General features: G+C 63.3%; 11 protein-coding genes and 1 pseudogene. 6 read left to right on the top strand and 6 right to left on the bottom strand.

Features of this window, described 5'->3' with window-relative positions:
• Window positions 1–532, bottom strand: a pseudogene (locus L288_RS33010) (hypothetical protein); the annotation flags it as partial.
• Between the two features lie 300 nt (window positions 533–832).
• On the opposite strand from L288_RS33010, the gene L288_RS33005 reads away from it, so the two are divergent.
• A complete protein-coding gene (locus tag L288_RS33005; RefSeq protein WP_021238515.1) occupies window positions 833–3,097 on the top strand; it encodes an alpha-amylase family protein in 2,265 nt (754 codons plus the stop codon).
• A gap of 77 nt (window positions 3,098–3,174) precedes the next feature.
• Window positions 3,175–4,179 carry a zinc-binding alcohol dehydrogenase family protein gene (locus L288_RS33000; protein WP_021238514.1) on the top strand — a complete coding sequence of 335 codons (1,005 nt, stop codon included), beginning with the start codon at window positions 3,175–3,177 and terminating at the stop codon, window positions 4,177–4,179.
• Between the two features lie 115 nt (window positions 4,180–4,294).
• On the opposite strand, the gene L288_RS32995 is transcribed toward L288_RS33000, so the two are convergent.
• The 4 genes from L288_RS32995 to L288_RS41985 all read right to left on the bottom strand — a co-directional run bounded on the left by L288_RS32995 (window position 4,295) and on the right by L288_RS41985 (window position 8,271).
• On the bottom strand, window positions 4,295–6,658 hold the full coding sequence (locus L288_RS32995) for a glycoside hydrolase family 3 N-terminal domain-containing protein (RefSeq protein ID WP_021238513.1): 2,364 nt from the start codon (window positions 6,656–6,658) through the stop codon (window positions 4,295–4,297).
• A 21-nt stretch (window positions 6,659–6,679) separates the two neighbouring features.
• Window positions 6,680–6,856: a hypothetical protein gene (locus tag L288_RS43475; protein WP_161625656.1), complete on the bottom strand. Its 177-nt coding sequence runs from the start codon at window positions 6,854–6,856 to the stop codon at window positions 6,680–6,682.
• A 310-nt stretch (window positions 6,857–7,166) separates the two neighbouring features.
• The gene (locus L288_RS32985; protein ID WP_031304441.1) at window positions 7,167–7,487 is read right to left on the bottom strand and encodes a hypothetical protein; all 321 of its coding nucleotides are present in this window, start codon (window positions 7,485–7,487) and stop codon (window positions 7,167–7,169) included.
• A gap of 136 nt (window positions 7,488–7,623) precedes the next feature.
• Window positions 7,624–8,271, bottom strand: coding sequence for a TetR/AcrR family transcriptional regulator (locus L288_RS41985; protein WP_021238510.1), 648 nt, complete (start codon window positions 8,269–8,271; stop codon window positions 7,624–7,626).
• A gap of 323 nt (window positions 8,272–8,594) precedes the next feature.
• Between L288_RS41985 and L288_RS32975 the strand changes: the two genes are divergently transcribed.
• The 4 genes from L288_RS32975 to L288_RS32960 all read left to right on the top strand — a co-directional run bounded on the left by L288_RS32975 (window position 8,595) and on the right by L288_RS32960 (window position 15,075).
• Complete coding sequence (locus tag L288_RS32975; RefSeq protein ID WP_161625655.1) at window positions 8,595–10,730, top strand: outer membrane protein assembly factor BamB family protein; 2,136 nt, start codon at window positions 8,595–8,597, stop codon at window positions 10,728–10,730.
• A 13-nt stretch (window positions 10,731–10,743) separates the two neighbouring features.
• Complete coding sequence (locus tag L288_RS32970) at window positions 10,744–12,222, top strand: alpha/beta hydrolase domain-containing protein (protein ID WP_021238508.1); 1,479 nt, start codon at window positions 10,744–10,746, stop codon at window positions 12,220–12,222.
• Between the two features lie 31 nt (window positions 12,223–12,253).
• The gene (locus L288_RS32965; protein ID WP_021238507.1) at window positions 12,254–12,700 is read left to right on the top strand and encodes a nuclear transport factor 2 family protein; all 447 of its coding nucleotides are present in this window, start codon (window positions 12,254–12,256) and stop codon (window positions 12,698–12,700) included.
• 92 nt (window positions 12,701–12,792) lie between these two features.
• Window positions 12,793–15,075 (top strand): arylsulfatase, encoded by a 2,283-nt coding sequence (locus L288_RS32960; RefSeq protein WP_021238506.1) that lies wholly within the window; start codon window positions 12,793–12,795, stop codon window positions 15,073–15,075.
• Window positions 15,076–15,333: 258 nt separating this feature from the next.
• Here L288_RS32960 and L288_RS32955 read toward each other — a convergent pair whose 3' ends face one another.
• Complete coding sequence (locus L288_RS32955; protein ID WP_021238505.1) at window positions 15,334–17,673, bottom strand: TonB-dependent receptor; 2,340 nt, start codon at window positions 17,671–17,673, stop codon at window positions 15,334–15,336.
• Window positions 17,674–17,679 lie beyond the last annotated feature (6 nt).

Below are 17,679 nucleotides of genomic sequence, written 5' to 3'. Positions count from 1 at the left end.
TGATGACCTGCGCCATCTTGATCAGATAATCCTTGAACAGGCCCGATTTCGCCATGGTGGCGCAGAGCCATGTCGGCGAATTTTCATAGCGCACGCCACGGAAGCTGGGCGTGTCGAGATGGCCGGGATCGAAATTGCAGCAGGGGCCGTTGATGTTGAACAACATCATCTGCGGCTTGGCATAGTCCGCGTTCCAGTAGGACTTGGCGAGATCCAGGAACTTCTCATTATAGAAGCAGTCGTGAATGTCGGGATAGAGCGTCGCCGAATAGTTGGCGAGATAGCCCCGGAAGGTCGGTGATACGAAGGAGGAAAAGTCGGTTCCTTCGGGCGCGGAACCCGACATGGTCGCGATCAACTCTTCGAAGGAGGCGAATTCCTGCGCGATGATGGTCTTCCACGGACCATATTCGCGCACGACGTTCAGCAGCCGCTCGCGTTGATCATCGGTATAGACATCGTGCAGTTCGCGCGGCGGCGCGACCGGGCGGAGGATGTCCGAAAGTTCTTGCCGCCTTTGTTCGCTCATCATGATTTTTCACCTCTCCAGCATTGCTGGTCATCACCGCCCGCGCGCAGGATTCGAGCGCGGGCCTCTCACCATACTTTATACCCCGCGCCATCGGCAGGGGACAAGGGCGCAATGACAGCATGCGTAGTAAAAATGGCGCGGCCGACGCGAAGAAGGCAGCGATGCGCAGGGAAAGTGGCGTGGTTCGCAGGGAATGGGGACGCCATGCGCATATTTCGGAACGATATTGTTATGCCTTTCCCGCTCATCGCCTGCCTACTTTCCACATCAACATGATTGGCAGGAGGGGATTTCGCAGCGATGGAGAGTGCAGACCATCGTTTGACGGACGGCGTTGGCCGGCGGGACATGCTGGCTCTGGCGGCTGGGGGAGGCGCTGCCTGGATTAGCGGTCTGTCCGGCTTCGCGGCGCTGACGGCGGCGGCCATGCCGGGCGCATCCGCAGCGGCGGCGCTCGCGCCCCGGACCTATGATCCCAAGGCATGGCACCAGCGGTTGAAGCGGGTCATGCAGGTCAACTTTAACGAGAAGGATCCCGAAAACTTCGATGCGGAAAAATATGCCGATCATCTGGCGGCGTGCAGGGCGCAGGCGACCTGGCTCAGCATCACCAACGTCACGGCCTTCTATCCGTCCAACATTTCCGGCCTTCCGCGATCCGCTTTCCTGGGCGAGCGCGATATCTTCGGCGAATGCGTCCGCGCCCTGCGCAAGCGCAACATCCGCATATTGGGCAGGCTGAGCCCCGATCTCGCCAAGGCTTCGGTTTCGCAGGAGCATCCCGAATGGTTCCGGCGCGACAAGGAAGGGCGGCTCGTCACCGGCGCGCCGCCCGAAGCGGGGCCGCAGGAATTTGCGCTGACCTGCCAGTTCACATCCTATTATTCGGATCTCATTCCGGCGGTGATGACCGAAGTCATGACCCGCTACGGCATCGATGGCATCTACACCAATGGCTGGCCCAATGGCGGGCGCGGGCTGACGGTGCCGCCTTGCTATTGCCAGACCTGCCGGGCCATAGGCGAGCCGGGGACGGAAGCATATCGCGCCGCCTATGAAAAGCGCGCGATCGAGCTGTGGCAGCTCTATGACGGGGTGGTGCGGCGGGCCAATCCCGACGCCATCTATACCGGCAATCTGGGCGGCGGGTTCGAGGCGGGGGAGCTGGATTTCGAAGGGCTGATGAAGCAGGCGCCCTTCTACTTCGCCGATACGCAAGGGCGCTATGCGCTGGGCGACCCCGCATGGACCGCCAGTCAGCAGATCCGCCTCGGCAAGGCTCTGGTCGACAATCGCCCGGTGCCGCTCGCCACCGCAAGCTATTCGCTGGGCATTGGCGGCATGTGGCGCAACGCGTCGGGTAGCCCGGAGGAGATACGCAGCCGCCTGTTTCAAACGGCCGCGACTGGCGGGACGGTCTATGCGCACTGGCTCGGCTATCAGCAGGGCTTCGTCGAGGACCGGCGCTGGCAGGCGGTCACGCGGGAGGTGCTTTCCTGGCAGGCGGACAATGACCGGCATTTCCATAATGTGGGGTCGCTGGCCGATGTGGCGATGGTCATCTCCCTTCGGTCCAACCGCGTGTATCAGGCTCCCGCTGGCACCAATAAGCTGGATTCGATCCAGGGCATGTACCGTGCCCTGATCGATGCGCGCATGCCGTTCGACCTGCTGCTGGATGCCGACCTGTCGCTCGCCCGGATCGGCCGGTACAAGGCGCTGATCCTGCCCAACTTCGCGGCGCTGAGCGATGGGCAGGCGCGGCAGATCGCGGCCTATGTCGCCCAGGGCGGATCGCTGCTGTCCACATTCGAGACCGGCCTTTATGATGAGGCGGGGAAGAAGCGGGCGGACTTCGCGCTTGGCCGCCTTTATGGGATGCGCAAGACGGGTGATAGAACCTCTTACACGGATGGGCTTTTCACCTATCCGCCGGGAGCAAGCACGCTCCAGCGGATCGAGCGGAACCATCCGCTGACCGCGTCCTTCCGCGACACCAACTGGATTCATGGGACGGCCCTGCGCGTCCCGATCCGGGCGGAGGGTGATCCGCTGATGACCTTCGTGCCGCCTTATCCGAGCTATCCCACGGAGGCGGTCTATCCGCGCACGTTGCGCACCGATGAGCCGACGCTGGTGGCGCGGGAAGCGGGGGCGTCGCGGCTCGTCTATCTATCGGGTGAAGTAGAGGGCACATATTGGCGGACTGGATCGGCCGATCTGGGCGATCTGCTGGTGAACGCGATCCGTTGGACCGGTGGAGATGACCGGACGCTGACGGTGGATGGCGAGGGGCTGATCGAAATCTATGGCTGGCAGACGGAGCCCGGTTATGCGGTCCATCTGCTCAATTATACCAACCCCGAATTCCGTAGCGGAACGCTGCGGCGCTCCTATCCGGTGGGGACGCAGAAGGTGCGGATGAAGCTGAACAGCGCAAAGCCCCTCCGGCAGGCCAGCCTGCTCCGGTCGGCCAAGCCGTTGCCGTTACGGCAACAAGGGAATCTGGTGGAGTTCAGCATCCCCGATCTGGTTGATTATGAGGTGGCTGCGCTCGAATATTGAGCTACGGCCCGGCCAATCATGTCTGAGTTTTAACGATGATGTTGGTGCGCCGCGCACCTGGAGAAAGAAGGAAGACGATGAAGGCGATAGGATTTTACGAGGCGGGCCCGATCGACCGCGAAGAGGCGCTGTTGGACCTGGAACTGCCCGATCCCGTCCCGCAAGGGCGCGACCTGCTGGTCCGGGTGCGGGCGGTGTCGGTCAATCCCGTCGACACGCAGATGCGATCCTTCGCTCCGTCGCATGAAGGCCATCCCAATGTGCTGGGCTATGACGCGGCGGGCGTGGTGGAGGCCGTTGGCCCCGATGTGGAGATGTTCAAGGTTGGCGACGAGGTCTATTATGCCGGATCAATCATGCGTCCGGGCGCCAATGCGGAGCTTCATACAGTCGATGAGCGCATTGTTGGACACAAGCCGCGCTCGCTGAACTGGGGCGAGGCCGCCGCGCTGCCGCTGACCGCGATTACCTCATGGGAATTGCTGTTCGACAAGCTGCGCCTCGCCAGGGATCAGCAGGGTTCGATCCTTGTCATCAATGGCGCTGGCGGGGCCGGGTCCATCCTGATCCAGCTGGCGCGCAAGCTGACCGGGCTGACGGTGATCGCGACCGCCAGCCGTCCCGAAAGCGCCGCCTGGGTGCGGGAGATGGGCGCGCATTACGTCATCGACCATAGCAAGCCGCTGGACGAGGAACTGGCCGCCATCGGCTTCCATGAAGTCAATTACGTCGCCAGCCTTGGCGGCAGCGATGCGAACCTGTCCTACTTCCCCAAGATCATCGCTCCGCGCGGCGCGCTGGCGAAGATCGATCATTCGCCCAGCTTCGACATTGGCGAGTTCCATACCAAGTCGATCACCGTGGCGTTGCAGAATATGTTCACCCGGCCGATGTTCCAGATGGCCGAGATGATCGAGCAGCACAATATATTGGAAGAAGTCTCACGCCTGGTCGATGAAGGCGTCTTGCGGTCGACAATGACGCAGGACCTTGGGCCGATCAATGCGGCCAATCTGAAAGCCGCGCACAAGGTTGCGGAAAGCCGGACCGCGATCGGCAAGACTGTGTTGACGGGGTTTTGATCTTGCCCGTCGGTTCGCCGCGATCGACGCCTGAGGCGTATCGCGGCGAACTTGCGTCCTGCTACATGCCGCGCCTTTCCGTTCGCCCTGAGCGGTCCGGTAAAATCATGTCGCGTCAGGCGCGCACGGTTAGCTTGCTGCTTTTCAGCACGGCCGAGCTTGGGCCTGCCGAAATGGTGAAGGCGCCCGATTCGACCGTCCATTCCATGTCGATGTTCCAGAAAGCGAGCGCGTCGGGCGTGAGGTCGAACCGCACGGTCCGCTTCTCGCCCGGCTTGAGCGTGATGCGGCGGAACGCCTTGAGTTCCAGCACGGGGCGGGGGGCCGAGCTTACCTCGTCACGGATATAGATCTGCACCACCTCGTCGCCTTCGCGCTTGCCAGTGTTGGTAACGTCCACCTCAACCCAGAAGGCATCGGTCCGGCCGATCTCCGGCGCGGAAAGGCGGGGGGCGGAGATGTCGAAGCTGGTGTAGCTGAGGCCATGGCCGAACGGATAGAGCGGTCCGCGCTTCCCTTCCACATAGCTGCCCGCCGATGAGGGATGGCGATTGTAGAAGGCGGGAAGCTCCCCGACCGAGCGGGGGATCGACACGGGCAGCTTGCCGCCCGGATTGGCCTTGCCAAAGACGATATTGGCGACCGCATTGCCGCCTTCCTCGCCAAGATACCAGCCTTCCAGCAACGCATTGGCTTTTTCGGCCAGACGGTTGACCGATATGGGCCGCCCATTGAGCAACAGGGTGACGACCGGCTTGCCCGTGGCGAGGATGGCATCGACCAGGTCATTTTGCAGGCCGAACAGGTCCAGCGAGTTGCGGTCGCCCGGTCCCGCCACGGCTTCGCGCGTGATCTGCGGATTGTCACCGATCACCAGCAGCACGGCGTCGGACCTTTTGGCGACCTCCACCGCCTGCGCGATGCGTGTGCGATTTTCCTCGTCGGGAACAGGCTTCATGATCGCCATCATGCCATGTTCGCCCTTCGCATCGGGCTGGCTGATCCATACGCCGTCCGACTGCTCGATGGTCAGGTTGGGGCCAGCGGCAGCGCGCAGGCCCGCCAGCACGCCGACCTTGCGGTCATTCTCACCTGAATAGCCGCCGATCATCGCTTCCACCGAATTGGGGCCGATGACGGCAAGCTTCATCTTCGCGTTGGGATCGAGCGGCAGGATGCCGTCATTCTTGAGCAGGATAAGCGCCTTTTCCGCCGACTTGCGGGCGAGCGCGATCGCGGCGGGCGTGTTGGTTTCGCGCTTGACGCGGCGCGGGTCGACATAGGGATTTTCGAACAGGCCCGCTTCGAACTTCATCGCCAGGATGCGGGCCACGGCGGCGTCGATCTTAGCTTCGGACACGCGGCCGCTGCGCACGAGCGCGGGCAGCCGGGCATAGACCGTGCCATCAGGCAGGTCCGCATCGACCCCGGCATTGAGCGCCAGGATCGCCGCTTCATCCATGTCGGCGGCGACATGATGCGCCTTCGCCAGCTCCTCTATGCCGCCATAGTCGCTGAAATAGGCGCCCTTGAAGCCCAGCCGTTCGCGGCCCGTCTTTTCCAGCAACTGCCTGGACGCATGGGCTGGCACGCCCTCCACCTCATTATAGGCGGGCATGATGACGGCGGGATCGCTCGTCTTGATGATATGGGCGAAGGGCACGAGATAGTTTTCGCGCAGCGTTCGCTCGTTGAAATCGGCGGGGGCCTTGTTGAGGCCGCCTTCGGGCGATCCATGCACGAAATGCTTGAGCGTGACGAAAACCTTGTCCTTGCCCAGCGGCCGGGGTCCCTGCTGACCGCGCACGGCGGCAGCGCCCATCTGCGCCACGAGATAGGGGTCTTCGCCGAAAAATTCCTCCATGCGGCCCCAGCGCGGCTCGCGCATCAGGTCTACCACGGGGCTGAGCGCGACATTGACGCCGCGCACGCGGGCTTCCTTCGCAATGGTCGAGAAGACCTGCTCGACCAGTTCGGGGTCCCATGTGCTACCCAGCGCGGGAGGGATGGGGAAGATGGTCGCGCCGCGCGCCTGATAGCCATGCGCCGTTTCTTCATGGACCAGCGCCGGAATCCCCAGCCGCGTCTTCTCTACAAAATAGCGCTGCATCGCGTTGACGAGGGGCGCGGTCTCCTCGACATCGCGGAACCAGTCGCCCTTGAAGAAGCGCTTGTTGCCGAACGTGTCGGCCGGACGCCCGATCTGCCCCAGGCCGTGGGGCAGCGCCGTGGCGGCCTTTTCGGGCGAGAAGCTGCCATCCTCGTTCAGTATCTTGCCCTTGCTGGTCCACATGCTGCACATCTGCGCGACCTTTTCCTCCAGCGTCATGCGGGAGAGCAGGTCCTTGACGCGGTCGGCGACAGGCGCGCGGGCGTCGCGATAGACCGGACCTCCGGTTGCAGCGCGGACGGGCGAAAATGCGAGCAAAGCGCTGGAGGCGAGAAGCGTCCGGCGTGAAATCATCATCATGGTGGACATGCGGTATTCCTCCCCCTTTTCTTAACGATCGCGGATTTCGATAAGCGTGACAGGTCCCATCAGGCCGGACGGCAGGAGGGGCGCCCCTGCAAAATAAGCGGGCGCGCGGCAGGGGATCACGCGGCTGTCAACATAGATGCGGGGCAGCGCCTGCTGCGGGGAATTGGGAAAGCCTTCCTCCAGACGGTCTTGCGACATGGCGGGCATGCTCACGAGCGCCGCGCCAGCCAACAGCAAAAGTCTGAGTGGATGTTTCGCAACCCTTGTCCTCCCCGGCGTCACAGGTCCGGCCGCCATCGGGTCCGGCTAGACCGAGGCTCCGCCTGAGCAAATAGTAAAATGACTACTATTCTATATTTTAATAAGCAAGATCAGGTCGGGGCAACCGGTCGCCGGGCCATCCGGGCAACGCACAGGCACAAGCCGCCGCGCCTGAAAGGAGCAACGGCCGGCACCCAGTCCAGCAGGGCGCCGGTCAGCGTATATTCCTATTCCGGCGCCCTGATATTTACTTCTTGGCAGGCAGCCTGGCGAGGTCGGCGTCGATCGCGGCAAGCGCGGCGTCGGTGACCTGATCACCGGCATAGGGCTGGATCGCCCGCAGGGTCATGCCGCGCGCCATTTCGATCTGCGGATTGCTGCTGAAACCGGGGATATGCTTGTCGACGATCGCCTTGGTCTGCGGGTTGTCGATCAGCGTGCCGACATCGGTATTCTCGGTCGAGAACTGCGCGGCGGCGGCAGCGGCCGGAGCGGCTGCGGGAGCCTGGGCATAAGCGGCGGTGGCGGCGGTCAGGCCCAGCAGAGCCGGGATAAGGAACTTGGTCATGTCAATCATCTCCTAAAGCTGCGCTCCGCTCCGGCGCGGGACGCTTGAAGGCGCCGCAGCATGAAACGAAGCGAGGCATTTAACAAGAGCCAATTTATCATTTTACCGCACCTCGCAAGGGCGGTCCTGCCGCGCCTTACCGCCGGACAGACCCGCGCGACAGCAGCGTCGCGATGCGCTTTGCCGCGCGCCTGTGCGTCTCCTGCCCGCTGCCGCCGTTGAACATGCGCAGATTCATATGGCCCGACGCGCATTCCAGCATGGTTTTCGCCAGGTCGTACATTTCCTCTTCCGTCAATGTGCAGTCGCTGCTCTGGCGGATGGATTCGACCAGCCCATCCTGGCCGACACGCGTCGCATTTTCATGATATATCTGGGCCAGTTCGGGAAAGCGTTCGGTTTCCTGAGCCAGAAGGCGGCCGATCGCGCTGATGTCCTCGCGCTCCATCGCGTCGAAGACGGCGGTGAGGGCGACTTCGATCACCTCCATCATGGGCGACCCTGGCCTCGCATAGCGGGGCGGATTGGTGACCTTCCACAAGGCGGCCTTCCATTCGACGATCGCGCGGAAAAGCGTCGCCTTGTCAGGGAAGCGGGCATAAAGCGTGTTGGGGGCGACGCCCGCTTCCTCGCCAATGCGCTTCATCGACGTAGCGCCATAGCCGTCGTTCAGAAAAAGGCGAAGCGCGGCATCGAGGATGGCAAGGGTAATCTCCCGCTCCTCCTCCCGCGAAGGCCGTCCCCTCCGGCCCGCCGTCCGCACCTGCTTCACCGCCTGTGGCAATTCCCGATCCCTTCAAACACGGTCCTATGGTGACGCATTTGCCCGCCCGCGCGCCAGCCGTAAAGTGAGCCGCAAAATTCAGTGAAACGAAAATGTCATGGCCAGATGGTTCATGCAACCTTGCCATGGATAATATGGGAAGCTAACTCTATTTTATTCGATGAAGGGTCGTTCCATCGCATTCTTCGCATCGGATGCTGTTGAAGAGGCGTGTGGTTCCCGCTTGCAGGCGCGAACCGCCGTTATTTTTTGCGAGCGTAAATCCTGGGAGGGGATTGTTGATGTACGGCGGACGGCCTTTTGGCGCGATTTGCAGCCTTGCCATGGCTGCGGCACTGCTTGGCGGATGCTCGTCATCCGGCGCACCGGAATTGACGGGCGAGTGGGCCGATTATCTGGGCGGGGCCGATTCGGCGCAATTTTCGCCGCTGAGCGATATCAACAGCGGCAATGTCGGCCATCTTCAGGTCGCCTGGAGCGTTCCGCTGCCCAATAACGGCCAGTCCAACGGCAACCCGCTGGTGATCGACGGGCGCATGTTCGTGCCCTATAGCGGCGGCATATTGGCGCTGGACCCGGCGACCGGGCGAGAGCTGTGGCGGCTCGATGCGGAAGGCGTGCGCATGCGGGGCCTCAGCAGTTGGGACGGCGGACGCGGCGAGCCGCGCAGGCTGTTCTACAACCACCAGGATCGCCTCTACGCAATCGAAGCCGCGACCGGAAAGCCGGTGACGAGCTTCGGCGACAATGGCTCGATCGACCTCAAGCAGGGGCTGGGCCGCGACCCCGCCACGATCAGGCGGATCGAATCCCAGTCGCCGGGCCGCATCTTCGACGACCTGATCATCGTCGGCACGACGGGCGGCGACGAATGGAACGGCCCGCCGGGATATATCCGCGCCTTCGATGTGCGTACCGGAAAGCTGCGCTGGACCTTCCACAGCATTCCGCACCCCGGCGAGGCGGGTTATGAGACATGGCCCAAGGATGCGTGGAAGCAGGTCGGCGGCGTCAACAACTGGAGCGAGATGACGCTGGACACCGCCAACGGCATCCTGTTCGTGCCGCTCGCGTCGGCCGACTATAATTTCTACGGCGTCAATCGTAAGGGCAGCAATCTCTACGCCAATTCTCTGGTGGCGCTGGATGCCCGGACGGGCAAGAGGCTGTGGCATTTCCAGACCGTCCATCACGACCTGTGGGACTATGACCTGCCGCAAGCGCCCAAGCTGCTGACGCTCAACCGCAACGGCAAGCGGGTCGAGGCGGTTGCCGTCGCGGGCAAGACGGGCTTCATCTACACGTTCGAACGGCGCACCGGAAAACCCGTTTTCCCGATCGAGGAGCGGCCGGTTCCCAAGAGCGACATTCCGGGCGAGGAGGCATCGCCCACCCAGCCGTTCCCGACTGCGCCCGAACCCTTCGTGCGTCAGCGCATGACGGCGGAGGACCTGAGCCCCTATCTCGATCCGGCGGAGCGGAAACAGATCGCCGCCATGATCGCGGGCCTTCGCAATGAAGGCATTTTCACGCCGCCCAGCAGGCAGGGGACATTGCAGATTCCCGGCAGTTCGGGCGGCACCAATTGGGGCAATGGCGCAGTCGATCCGCGCACGGGCCGCTTCTTCGTGGTGGGGATGGACATCCCGGCGATCCTGCGGATGGAGCCGCCGTCCGACAAGCCGCGCACGATGTTCCTGGGACAAAGCGCAGGCAATCCCGGCGAGGCGGTCTATGCGCAGAATTGTGCGTCCTGCCATGGCGAAAAGCGCGCTGGCCAGCCGCCAGCCATTCCCGCGCTGACCGGCATCGCGTCGCGCCGGACGGCGGGCCAGGTGAGCGAAATCGTGACGCGCGGCCGGGCGGTGATGCCCGCATTCAACCTGAAACCGCAGGAGATGAAGGACCTGCTGCTGTTCCTGGGCTTCAGCCAGGAACAGGCGGGCAAGGTCAGCAGCCCTGCCGTTGCCGCCGGGCCGGACGGTCAGGGCGGGGAGGGAGCAGCCGCAAAGAGCGGGCCGATCAAGCTCAAGACCGGTTACAATTTCCTGTTCAGCAAGACGATGCTGCCCGCCAGCGCGACGCCATGGTCGACCATGACCGCCTATGACATGAACAGCGGCAAGAAGCTGTGGCAGGTTCCCTTCGGCGAGCTTCCGGGCCTTAAGGATTCCGGCACGCTGTTCCCGCGCGGCACCATCGTCGCGACGGCGGGCGACCTGATCTTTGCCGGGACGCAGGACCGCAAGCTGCGGGCGTGGAGCATGGCCGACGGGAAACTGGTCTGGCAAGCGCCGCTGCCGTCCGTCCCCGGCGGCGTTCCAGCCGTTTACAAGTCGGGCGGCCGCCAGTTCATCGCCCTGATGGCCGGGTCCTACGATCCGGCGATCGCCAAGATGAGTTCCGTCATGTCCGAAGGCCGCAACAGCATCGTCGCCTTCGCCCTGCCCAAGAAATAACCGGAGAAAAGAGATGAAGCCCAACACATTGTGGTTGATGCCCCTGCTTGCGGCAACGATGCTGGTTCAGCCGGGATGCGCCGTCTCTCCGCCCGGTCAGGTGAAGGCGCAGCCCGCCGCCGTGGCCGCTGTCACCTTCGAAGGGCCGATCACCGGGGGCACGCGCGGCTTTCCCTATTCCGCCTCCATCGTCGACCTGGCGCCCTACGGCTATACGGAAAGCGAATATTTCGTTTCCGGCAAGGCCCATGCCTATCATGTCGCGCCGGGCACTACGTTGGGCGCGGATGGCCGATGGCAGGTCGTGGCAGGGGAGGACGTGCCGTACAAAACCCGTATCCTCGTCCGCAAGCCGCCCGCGGACAAGTTCAACGGCACCATCGTCATCGAATATATGCAGGAATATTTCGGCACGGAGCGGGACACCAATTACCGATGGAACGCCGAGACGCTGCTGCGCAACGGCTTCGGCTGGGTAGGGGTGTCGATGCATCATGAAGGCATTGACGATACAAAGCCGCCGCAGACGATCACCTATGCCGGAAAGCAGATCCCCATCGGCACCACGCTCGCCCGCTGGGACCCCCAGCGCTATGGCAGCCTGTCCGTGCCGTCGAGCGATATGTCCTATGACATGCTGACCCAGATCGCCGCTGCCCTGAAAAGCAAGAAGGCGGCGGGCGGTCCCGATCCGTTCGAGGGCCTGAACCCCAAGGCGGTGATCGGCGTAGGAAACACCATCGCGGGAGAGCGGCTGGCGATCTACATCAATGCCGTCCAGCCGCAGGCCAGGGTGTTCGACGGCTTTTTCCTGCAAGACCTGCATACCGGCGCGAAGCTGAAGCTGTCGGGCGCGGACACGCCCTTGCCGACCGTGCGAACCGATGTCGGCGTGCCGGTGATCGTGCTCAACACCACCACCGCATCGGCCGAGCGCGGCCCGCGTGAGGAAGGCAGGATGCTGCGCTTCTGGGCGCCTGCTGGCAGCTCGCACACGACCGGCCCCTATATGGCCCGCGTCGGCAAGGCGAACCAGCGCGACCTGGGCATGGACGGCGGCAATTGCCCGGCCGACTATGCCAATACTTTCCCGGTGCAATATGTTTCCGGCGCGGCCATCGTCGCCATCGACCGGTGGATCAAGAGCGGCAAGGCCGCGCCCAGCTTCCCCCAGCTTCCCTCCTTCGAAGGGCCCAGGCAGCCGGTGCTTGAACCCGCCAGCTATTTCGACGCGAACGGCAATGTGAAGGGCGGCCTGCGCACGCCATGGGTGGATGTTCCCGTCGCCCGCTATGACTGGCGCGGCGAATGCATCGGCGGGTCGGGGCGCACCTTTCCCTTCACCACGGAGCAGTTGAAGGCGCTTTATGGAACGCCGGACGTCTATCATAAGCGTTTCGCCGGAGCGGCCAAGGCAGCCGAGAAGCGCGGCGTGCTGTTGCCGCCGGACACGCAGGCGGCGATAGAGGCCGCGAACAAGGTGAGCTGGTAACCGTGCCGGGATTTTAGGGAGGAACGAGATTGTGACCGAAGCAGAAAAGATCGCCGCGACCCTGGAAATCCACGCCCTAAAGGCGCGCTATTTCCGCACCATGGACATGAAGGACTGGGCCGGATTGGAAGCGACCTTCGCGCCCGACCTGATCGCCGATTTCCGGGAATCGACGGGCGAGCCGGACGAAAGCCAGCTGACTCACGGGGCCGCCCCCTATGTGGCCAAGCTCGCGCCCATTTTGGAGCATATCCAGACCGTCCATCACGGCCACATGCCGGAAATCACCATCGAAAGCCCGGACCGCGCGACCGGCATCTGGGCGATGGAGGACAAGCTGTGGGTTCAGGAAGGATCACCGCTGCCCTTCAAATGGATGCATGGTTACGGCCATTATCATGAACGCTATGTGCGCATCGGCGGCGAATGGCGCATTCAGGAAATCCGCCTGTCGCGCATCCGCGTGGACGTGGGCTGATTCAAACCGGCATTAGCCGATTGCGGAACATGGCGGGCGCCGCCGGAAGGAACGACCGCGCCCGCAGCAGTATAATAGCCAAGAGAGACAAGATGACGGCCAGACTTCTGAAATTACTCGCTGGAACGGCCTGTTCCGCTCTCATCCTCACGCCCGCCCTCGCGCAAGAAGCAGCGCCGCCGGTCAAGGCGCCCCAATATGTGCGGCAGGCTCCGGCGGGCGCGCCCAACATCGTACTGGTGCTGCTCGACGATGTCGGCTTTGGCACCACCTCCACCTTTGGCGGGCCGGTCGACACGCCTGCCCTGAACGCGCTTGCCCGGCAGGGCCTGATCTATAACCGCTTTCATACGACCGCGATGTGCTCGCCGACGCGCGCGTCGCTGTTGACCGGGCGGAATGCGCATCGGGCGGGCGTGGGCGCCGTGCTGGCGGACAGCCGCCCCGGCTATAGCGGCTTCCATACGAAGGACAGCGCGATGATCGCGGAAGTGCTGCGGGAAAATGGGTACAGCACAGCGGCCTTCGGCAAGTGGCACACCACGGCGGCATGGGAAACCTCGCCCGCCGGCCCGTTCGACCGCTGGCCGACCGGCGAGGGATTCGAGAAATTCTACGGCTTCGAAGGGGGCGAGACCGACCAGTTCGAACCGTCGCTGTTCGACGGCACGACCCCGGTGCGGCGTCCGGCGGGCAAGGACTATCACCTGACCGATGACCTTGTGACGCAGAGCATCAACTGGTTCCGCGGCCAGCGCGCGATCAATCCGAAAAAGCCCTTCTTCCTCTACATGGCGCCCGGCGCGATCCACGCACCGCTCCAGGTGCGGCAGCAGTGGATCGATCAATATCGCGGCAAGTTCGATCAGGGATGGGACAAGCTGCGGGAAGAGACCTTCGCCCGTCAGAAGCGGCTGGGGATCATACCGCCCAACACGCAGTTGACTCCGCGCCCGGAAGGGATGCCCGCATGGGACAGCCTGTCCCCCGATGAAAAGCGGTTCGCATCGCGCCTGATGGAAACCTATGCGGGCTTCATGGCGCATACGGACGCGGAAATGGGCAGGCTTGTCCAGTCGCTCAAGGATGCGGGCGAGTTCGACAACACGCTGTTCATCTATGTCGTGGGCGACAATGGCGCGAGCGCGGAAGGCGGGCTGGGCGGCAGCCTCAATTACCTCGGCGCGCTGCAAGGCATGCCTGAAACGCTGGAATCCAAGCTGGCCCATATGGACACGATCGGCGGGCCGAAGGCGAGCGCGCATATCAATGCCGCCTGGGCGTGGGCGGCGGGCACGCCATTTCAGTGGACCAAGGCGGTGGCGTCCCATCTGGGCGGCACCCGCAACGGGCTGGTGATCAGCTGGCCCAGGAAGATCAGTCAGCCGGGCGGACTGCGCAGCCAGTTCGGCCATGTGAATGACGTCGTGCCAACCATATTGGAGGCGACCGGCATCCCCGCGCCCGCAGAGGTCGACGGTGTGAAGCAGGTGCCGATGGATGGCAAGAGCCTGCTCTATACGTTCGATAACGCGAACGCACCGGAGCGCCACAGGACCCAATATTTCGAGATATTCGGCCATCGCGCCATTTATCATGACGGCTGGATGGCATCCGCCTTCCACACCCGCCTGCCATGGGGCGCGGCGCTGGGCGCTGGCGCGAAGCCGTTCGAACAGGACCGCTGGGAACTGTACGACCTCAACAGCGACTTTTCGCAAGCCCATGATCTGGCGGCCAGCCAACCGGCGAAGCTCAAGGAATTGCAGGCCCTGTTCACCCGCGAAGCCGCCGCAAACCAGGTGCTGCCGCTAAAGGGTCAGCAGTTCGGCGATGCCGGGCTGCCAAGCTTGCAGACGGGCGCGAAAAGCCGGACCTATTATGAAGGCGCGGTCGGCGTGCCGGAAGCGGCCTTGCCCAGGCTGGTCGGCCGGTCATGGGGCGTGGAAGCGAAGCTTGGCGCCGGCAAGCAGGCGCACGGCGTGGTCGCGACGCTGGGAAGCACGGATGCGGGCTGGGCGCTCTATCTGGACGCAAAACGCTATCCGGTCTTCACGTACCGCCTGTACAATATCGCCACACTGACGCTCAAGGGCAGGAAGCCTCTGCCGGTGGGACAGAATGCCGTCCGCATGAATTTCGACTATGACGGCAAGGGCATGGCGAAGGGCGCGCGGCTGGGCCTGATCGTCAATGGCGCGGAAGTGGCGTCCGGCAGGGTTCCGGCGAGCCCGCCCATCTTCTATTCGATCACCGGCAGTTTCGACGTGGGCGTGGACACGGGGTCGCCCGCAGGCGATTACCCGAAAGATGCTCCGGTCGGCAATCCTGCGAGCGGCATGACGATCGACAGCGTTACCGTCGAACAGCGATAGGATAGCTGTCGTCGCCAATCCGTTCGGGTCGTTCGTGCAGGTCTGAATGCCGCAGTCTGTTCTGTACGCCTGCCAAAGACAGGCGGGTGCCCGGAAGTCTGTGAAGGGTTCGATCAGGACGAGTTCCTGCGCCAGATAGGGCTGAAGGCAACCACCGGATTGACCGAAAGGAAAAGGGGCATGATCCAGGCCGGATCATGCCCCTTTTTCCTGTCGCCTCCTGCCGGGCGGAATAGCCGCCCGGCAAAGCCCTTTCCCTTAACCGCCGCCGAAGGAGAAGCGGGCGGTGACGCCGACTTCGCGGGGCGGGGTGAAGTTCACATTGTTGTAACCCGAACGATAGCCGCCAAGGACATATTCAGCGTCGCGGAAGGTGACCTTCTGAACATTGAAGATGTTCTTCGCGAAGATGTTGACGTCCAGACCCGGCACGATCTCGCGAGCGCCCAGGAACAGGTTCACGATGCCGTAGCTGCCGTAATTATTGCCGGTGGCGATATCGGTCGTCTTGCTCTGCCAGGTGAACAGGCCGCGCAGATAGGCCGTGGCCTGACCGAGAGGCGCGTTATATTCCGACAGCAAGGTCGTGTTCCACTTGGGCACGTCCGACAGCGCGCCGTTGGAGCGGCAGAAGGCCACCGGCGTACCGGCCGGGAAAGCAGACGGCGAGGTCGGCGTAGCGCCGCTGTCGGGAACACCGTCGAAATTGGTGTCGCGGCAGGGGATCGACGCGTTCTTGAACTTGCCGTTTGCGTAGCCGACCGAACCCTGGACATAGAAGCGGTCGCTGGGCGAGAAATAGAGTTCGGCTTCCGCGCCGCGGACACGGGCATCGCCATTGAAGGTGATGTCGTTCGCCGTCACCGCCAGGCCGCCTTCGTTCACGTTCGGAATGGACCGGGCGCGCGCGATATAGCCATCGAAATTCTGCTGGAAGATGGCGGCGTTGAAACGCAGCCGCTTGTCCAGGAACTCGCCCTTGAAGCCGATTTCGAAATTATCGGACTTTTCGTCGGACACGGTGCGGACACTGTTGGGCACCGGCGTCGCCTGGTTGGAGCCCGGCCCACGCCAGCCATGGCCGTAGGCCGCATAGACCAGCAGGTCTTCGTTCAGATGCTGGACGATCTTGGCGTCATACACCCACGCCTTGAACTTGCGGCGCGGCTGCGGCTCGGTGATCACCGGAATGAACGGCGAGTTGAAGTCGAGGTTAAAGCCCTTGGTGATATCGGACCAGATGTGGCGGGCGCCCAGGAATATTTCGGTATTCGTCGGCAGATGGAAGGTGCCGCTGGCAAAGAGCGACTTGTTCACATCCTTGATCGGCAGCGTGATGTCGCCGACCAGCACCCCGCCGGCCGCCGGAGCGCCCGGCACAGGAACGGCGCCGCCGCCAAAAGCGCCCGGCAGATAGGTGAAGATGTTCAGGCGGGTAACGTCGGACGTGCCCTTGGAGTAGAAGCCGCCGACCGTATAGTCGAGGAAACCGCCTGGAGTCTTGCCGTCCAGCCGCAGTTCGTGGGACCAGCTTTCGACGGGATTGTCGAAATTCTGCGGTTCCGAATAGCCGGGGATGGCATTGCCCGGATCATTGTCGCCAATCCCGATCGGAGTGACGCTGCGGAACTTGTTGTAGCCGCCGATATAGTTGATCGACGCATCGCCAAGGTCATATTTCGCCGAAAGCGATGCATAATGCGCGGTCAGGCGGCGGTAGGACAGATCCTCCTGAACCGCCACCCGCTGCTTGGGATCGCGGATGACCGGGCCATTATAGCCCAGGCCCGAACCTTCCACAGTCGCCAGCGACCGGCCGGCGTTACGAAGATATTGGTAGGTGGCCAGAATGGACAGCTGGGGCATCGGCTCCCACAGCAGCGAGGCACGGATGCTCTTGGTCTTCGCGCCTGATTCCACGCCGGTCGTCAGGCTGTGGACGTCACCATTTTCATTGCGGTCGTAAAGACCCGCCACACGCAAGGCGAGCTGGTCCTGAACGATCGGGAAGTTGACCGCGAACTGCCCGTTGAGGCCAAGCTGGTCGGTCGCGATACCCTGAACATATCCGCCCACCTCATGAAGGTCGGGACGTCTAGTCGCAAGGGTGATCGAACCAGCAGGGGCGGGGGCGCCGCGCAGCGTGCCCTGCGGCCCGCGCACGACTTCGATCTGGCCGATATCATAGAGGCTCTGGAAGGCAATGGCGTCGTTGATCGGCACTTCATTGAAGTAGATGACGACGGCCGGGGGCGCGCCCGTCGTGTTGCTGGTGCTGACGCCGCGAAGCGCCGTCACCGTGCCCGCCGAGCCGCGCGGCGTGAAGGACAGACCGGGCGAGAGCGCCTGAATGTCCGTGAAGGTGGTGAAGTTCAGTTCCTTGATCTGCTCGCCCGAAACGGCGGTGACGACCACGGGAACATCCTGAAGGCTCTGGTTGCGGCGAGTCGCCGTGACGATGATGTCGCCCGATGCCGGGTCGGCCGCGCTGACGTCGCTCTGCGCTTCGGTGGCTTGCTGGGCATAGGCGGCAGGCGCAAGTCCCGCGAGGGCCGAACCGGCCATCAACGCGGCGCGCGTAAAGTGCCAAAATCGCATAACATT

Source organism: Sphingobium quisquiliarum P25 (assembly GCF_000445065.1).
GTDB lineage: Bacteria > Pseudomonadota > Alphaproteobacteria > Sphingomonadales > Sphingomonadaceae > Sphingobium > Sphingobium quisquiliarum.
The sequence above is the reverse complement of the archived record's forward strand: the minus strand, read 5'-3'. Positions and strand labels throughout refer to the sequence as shown.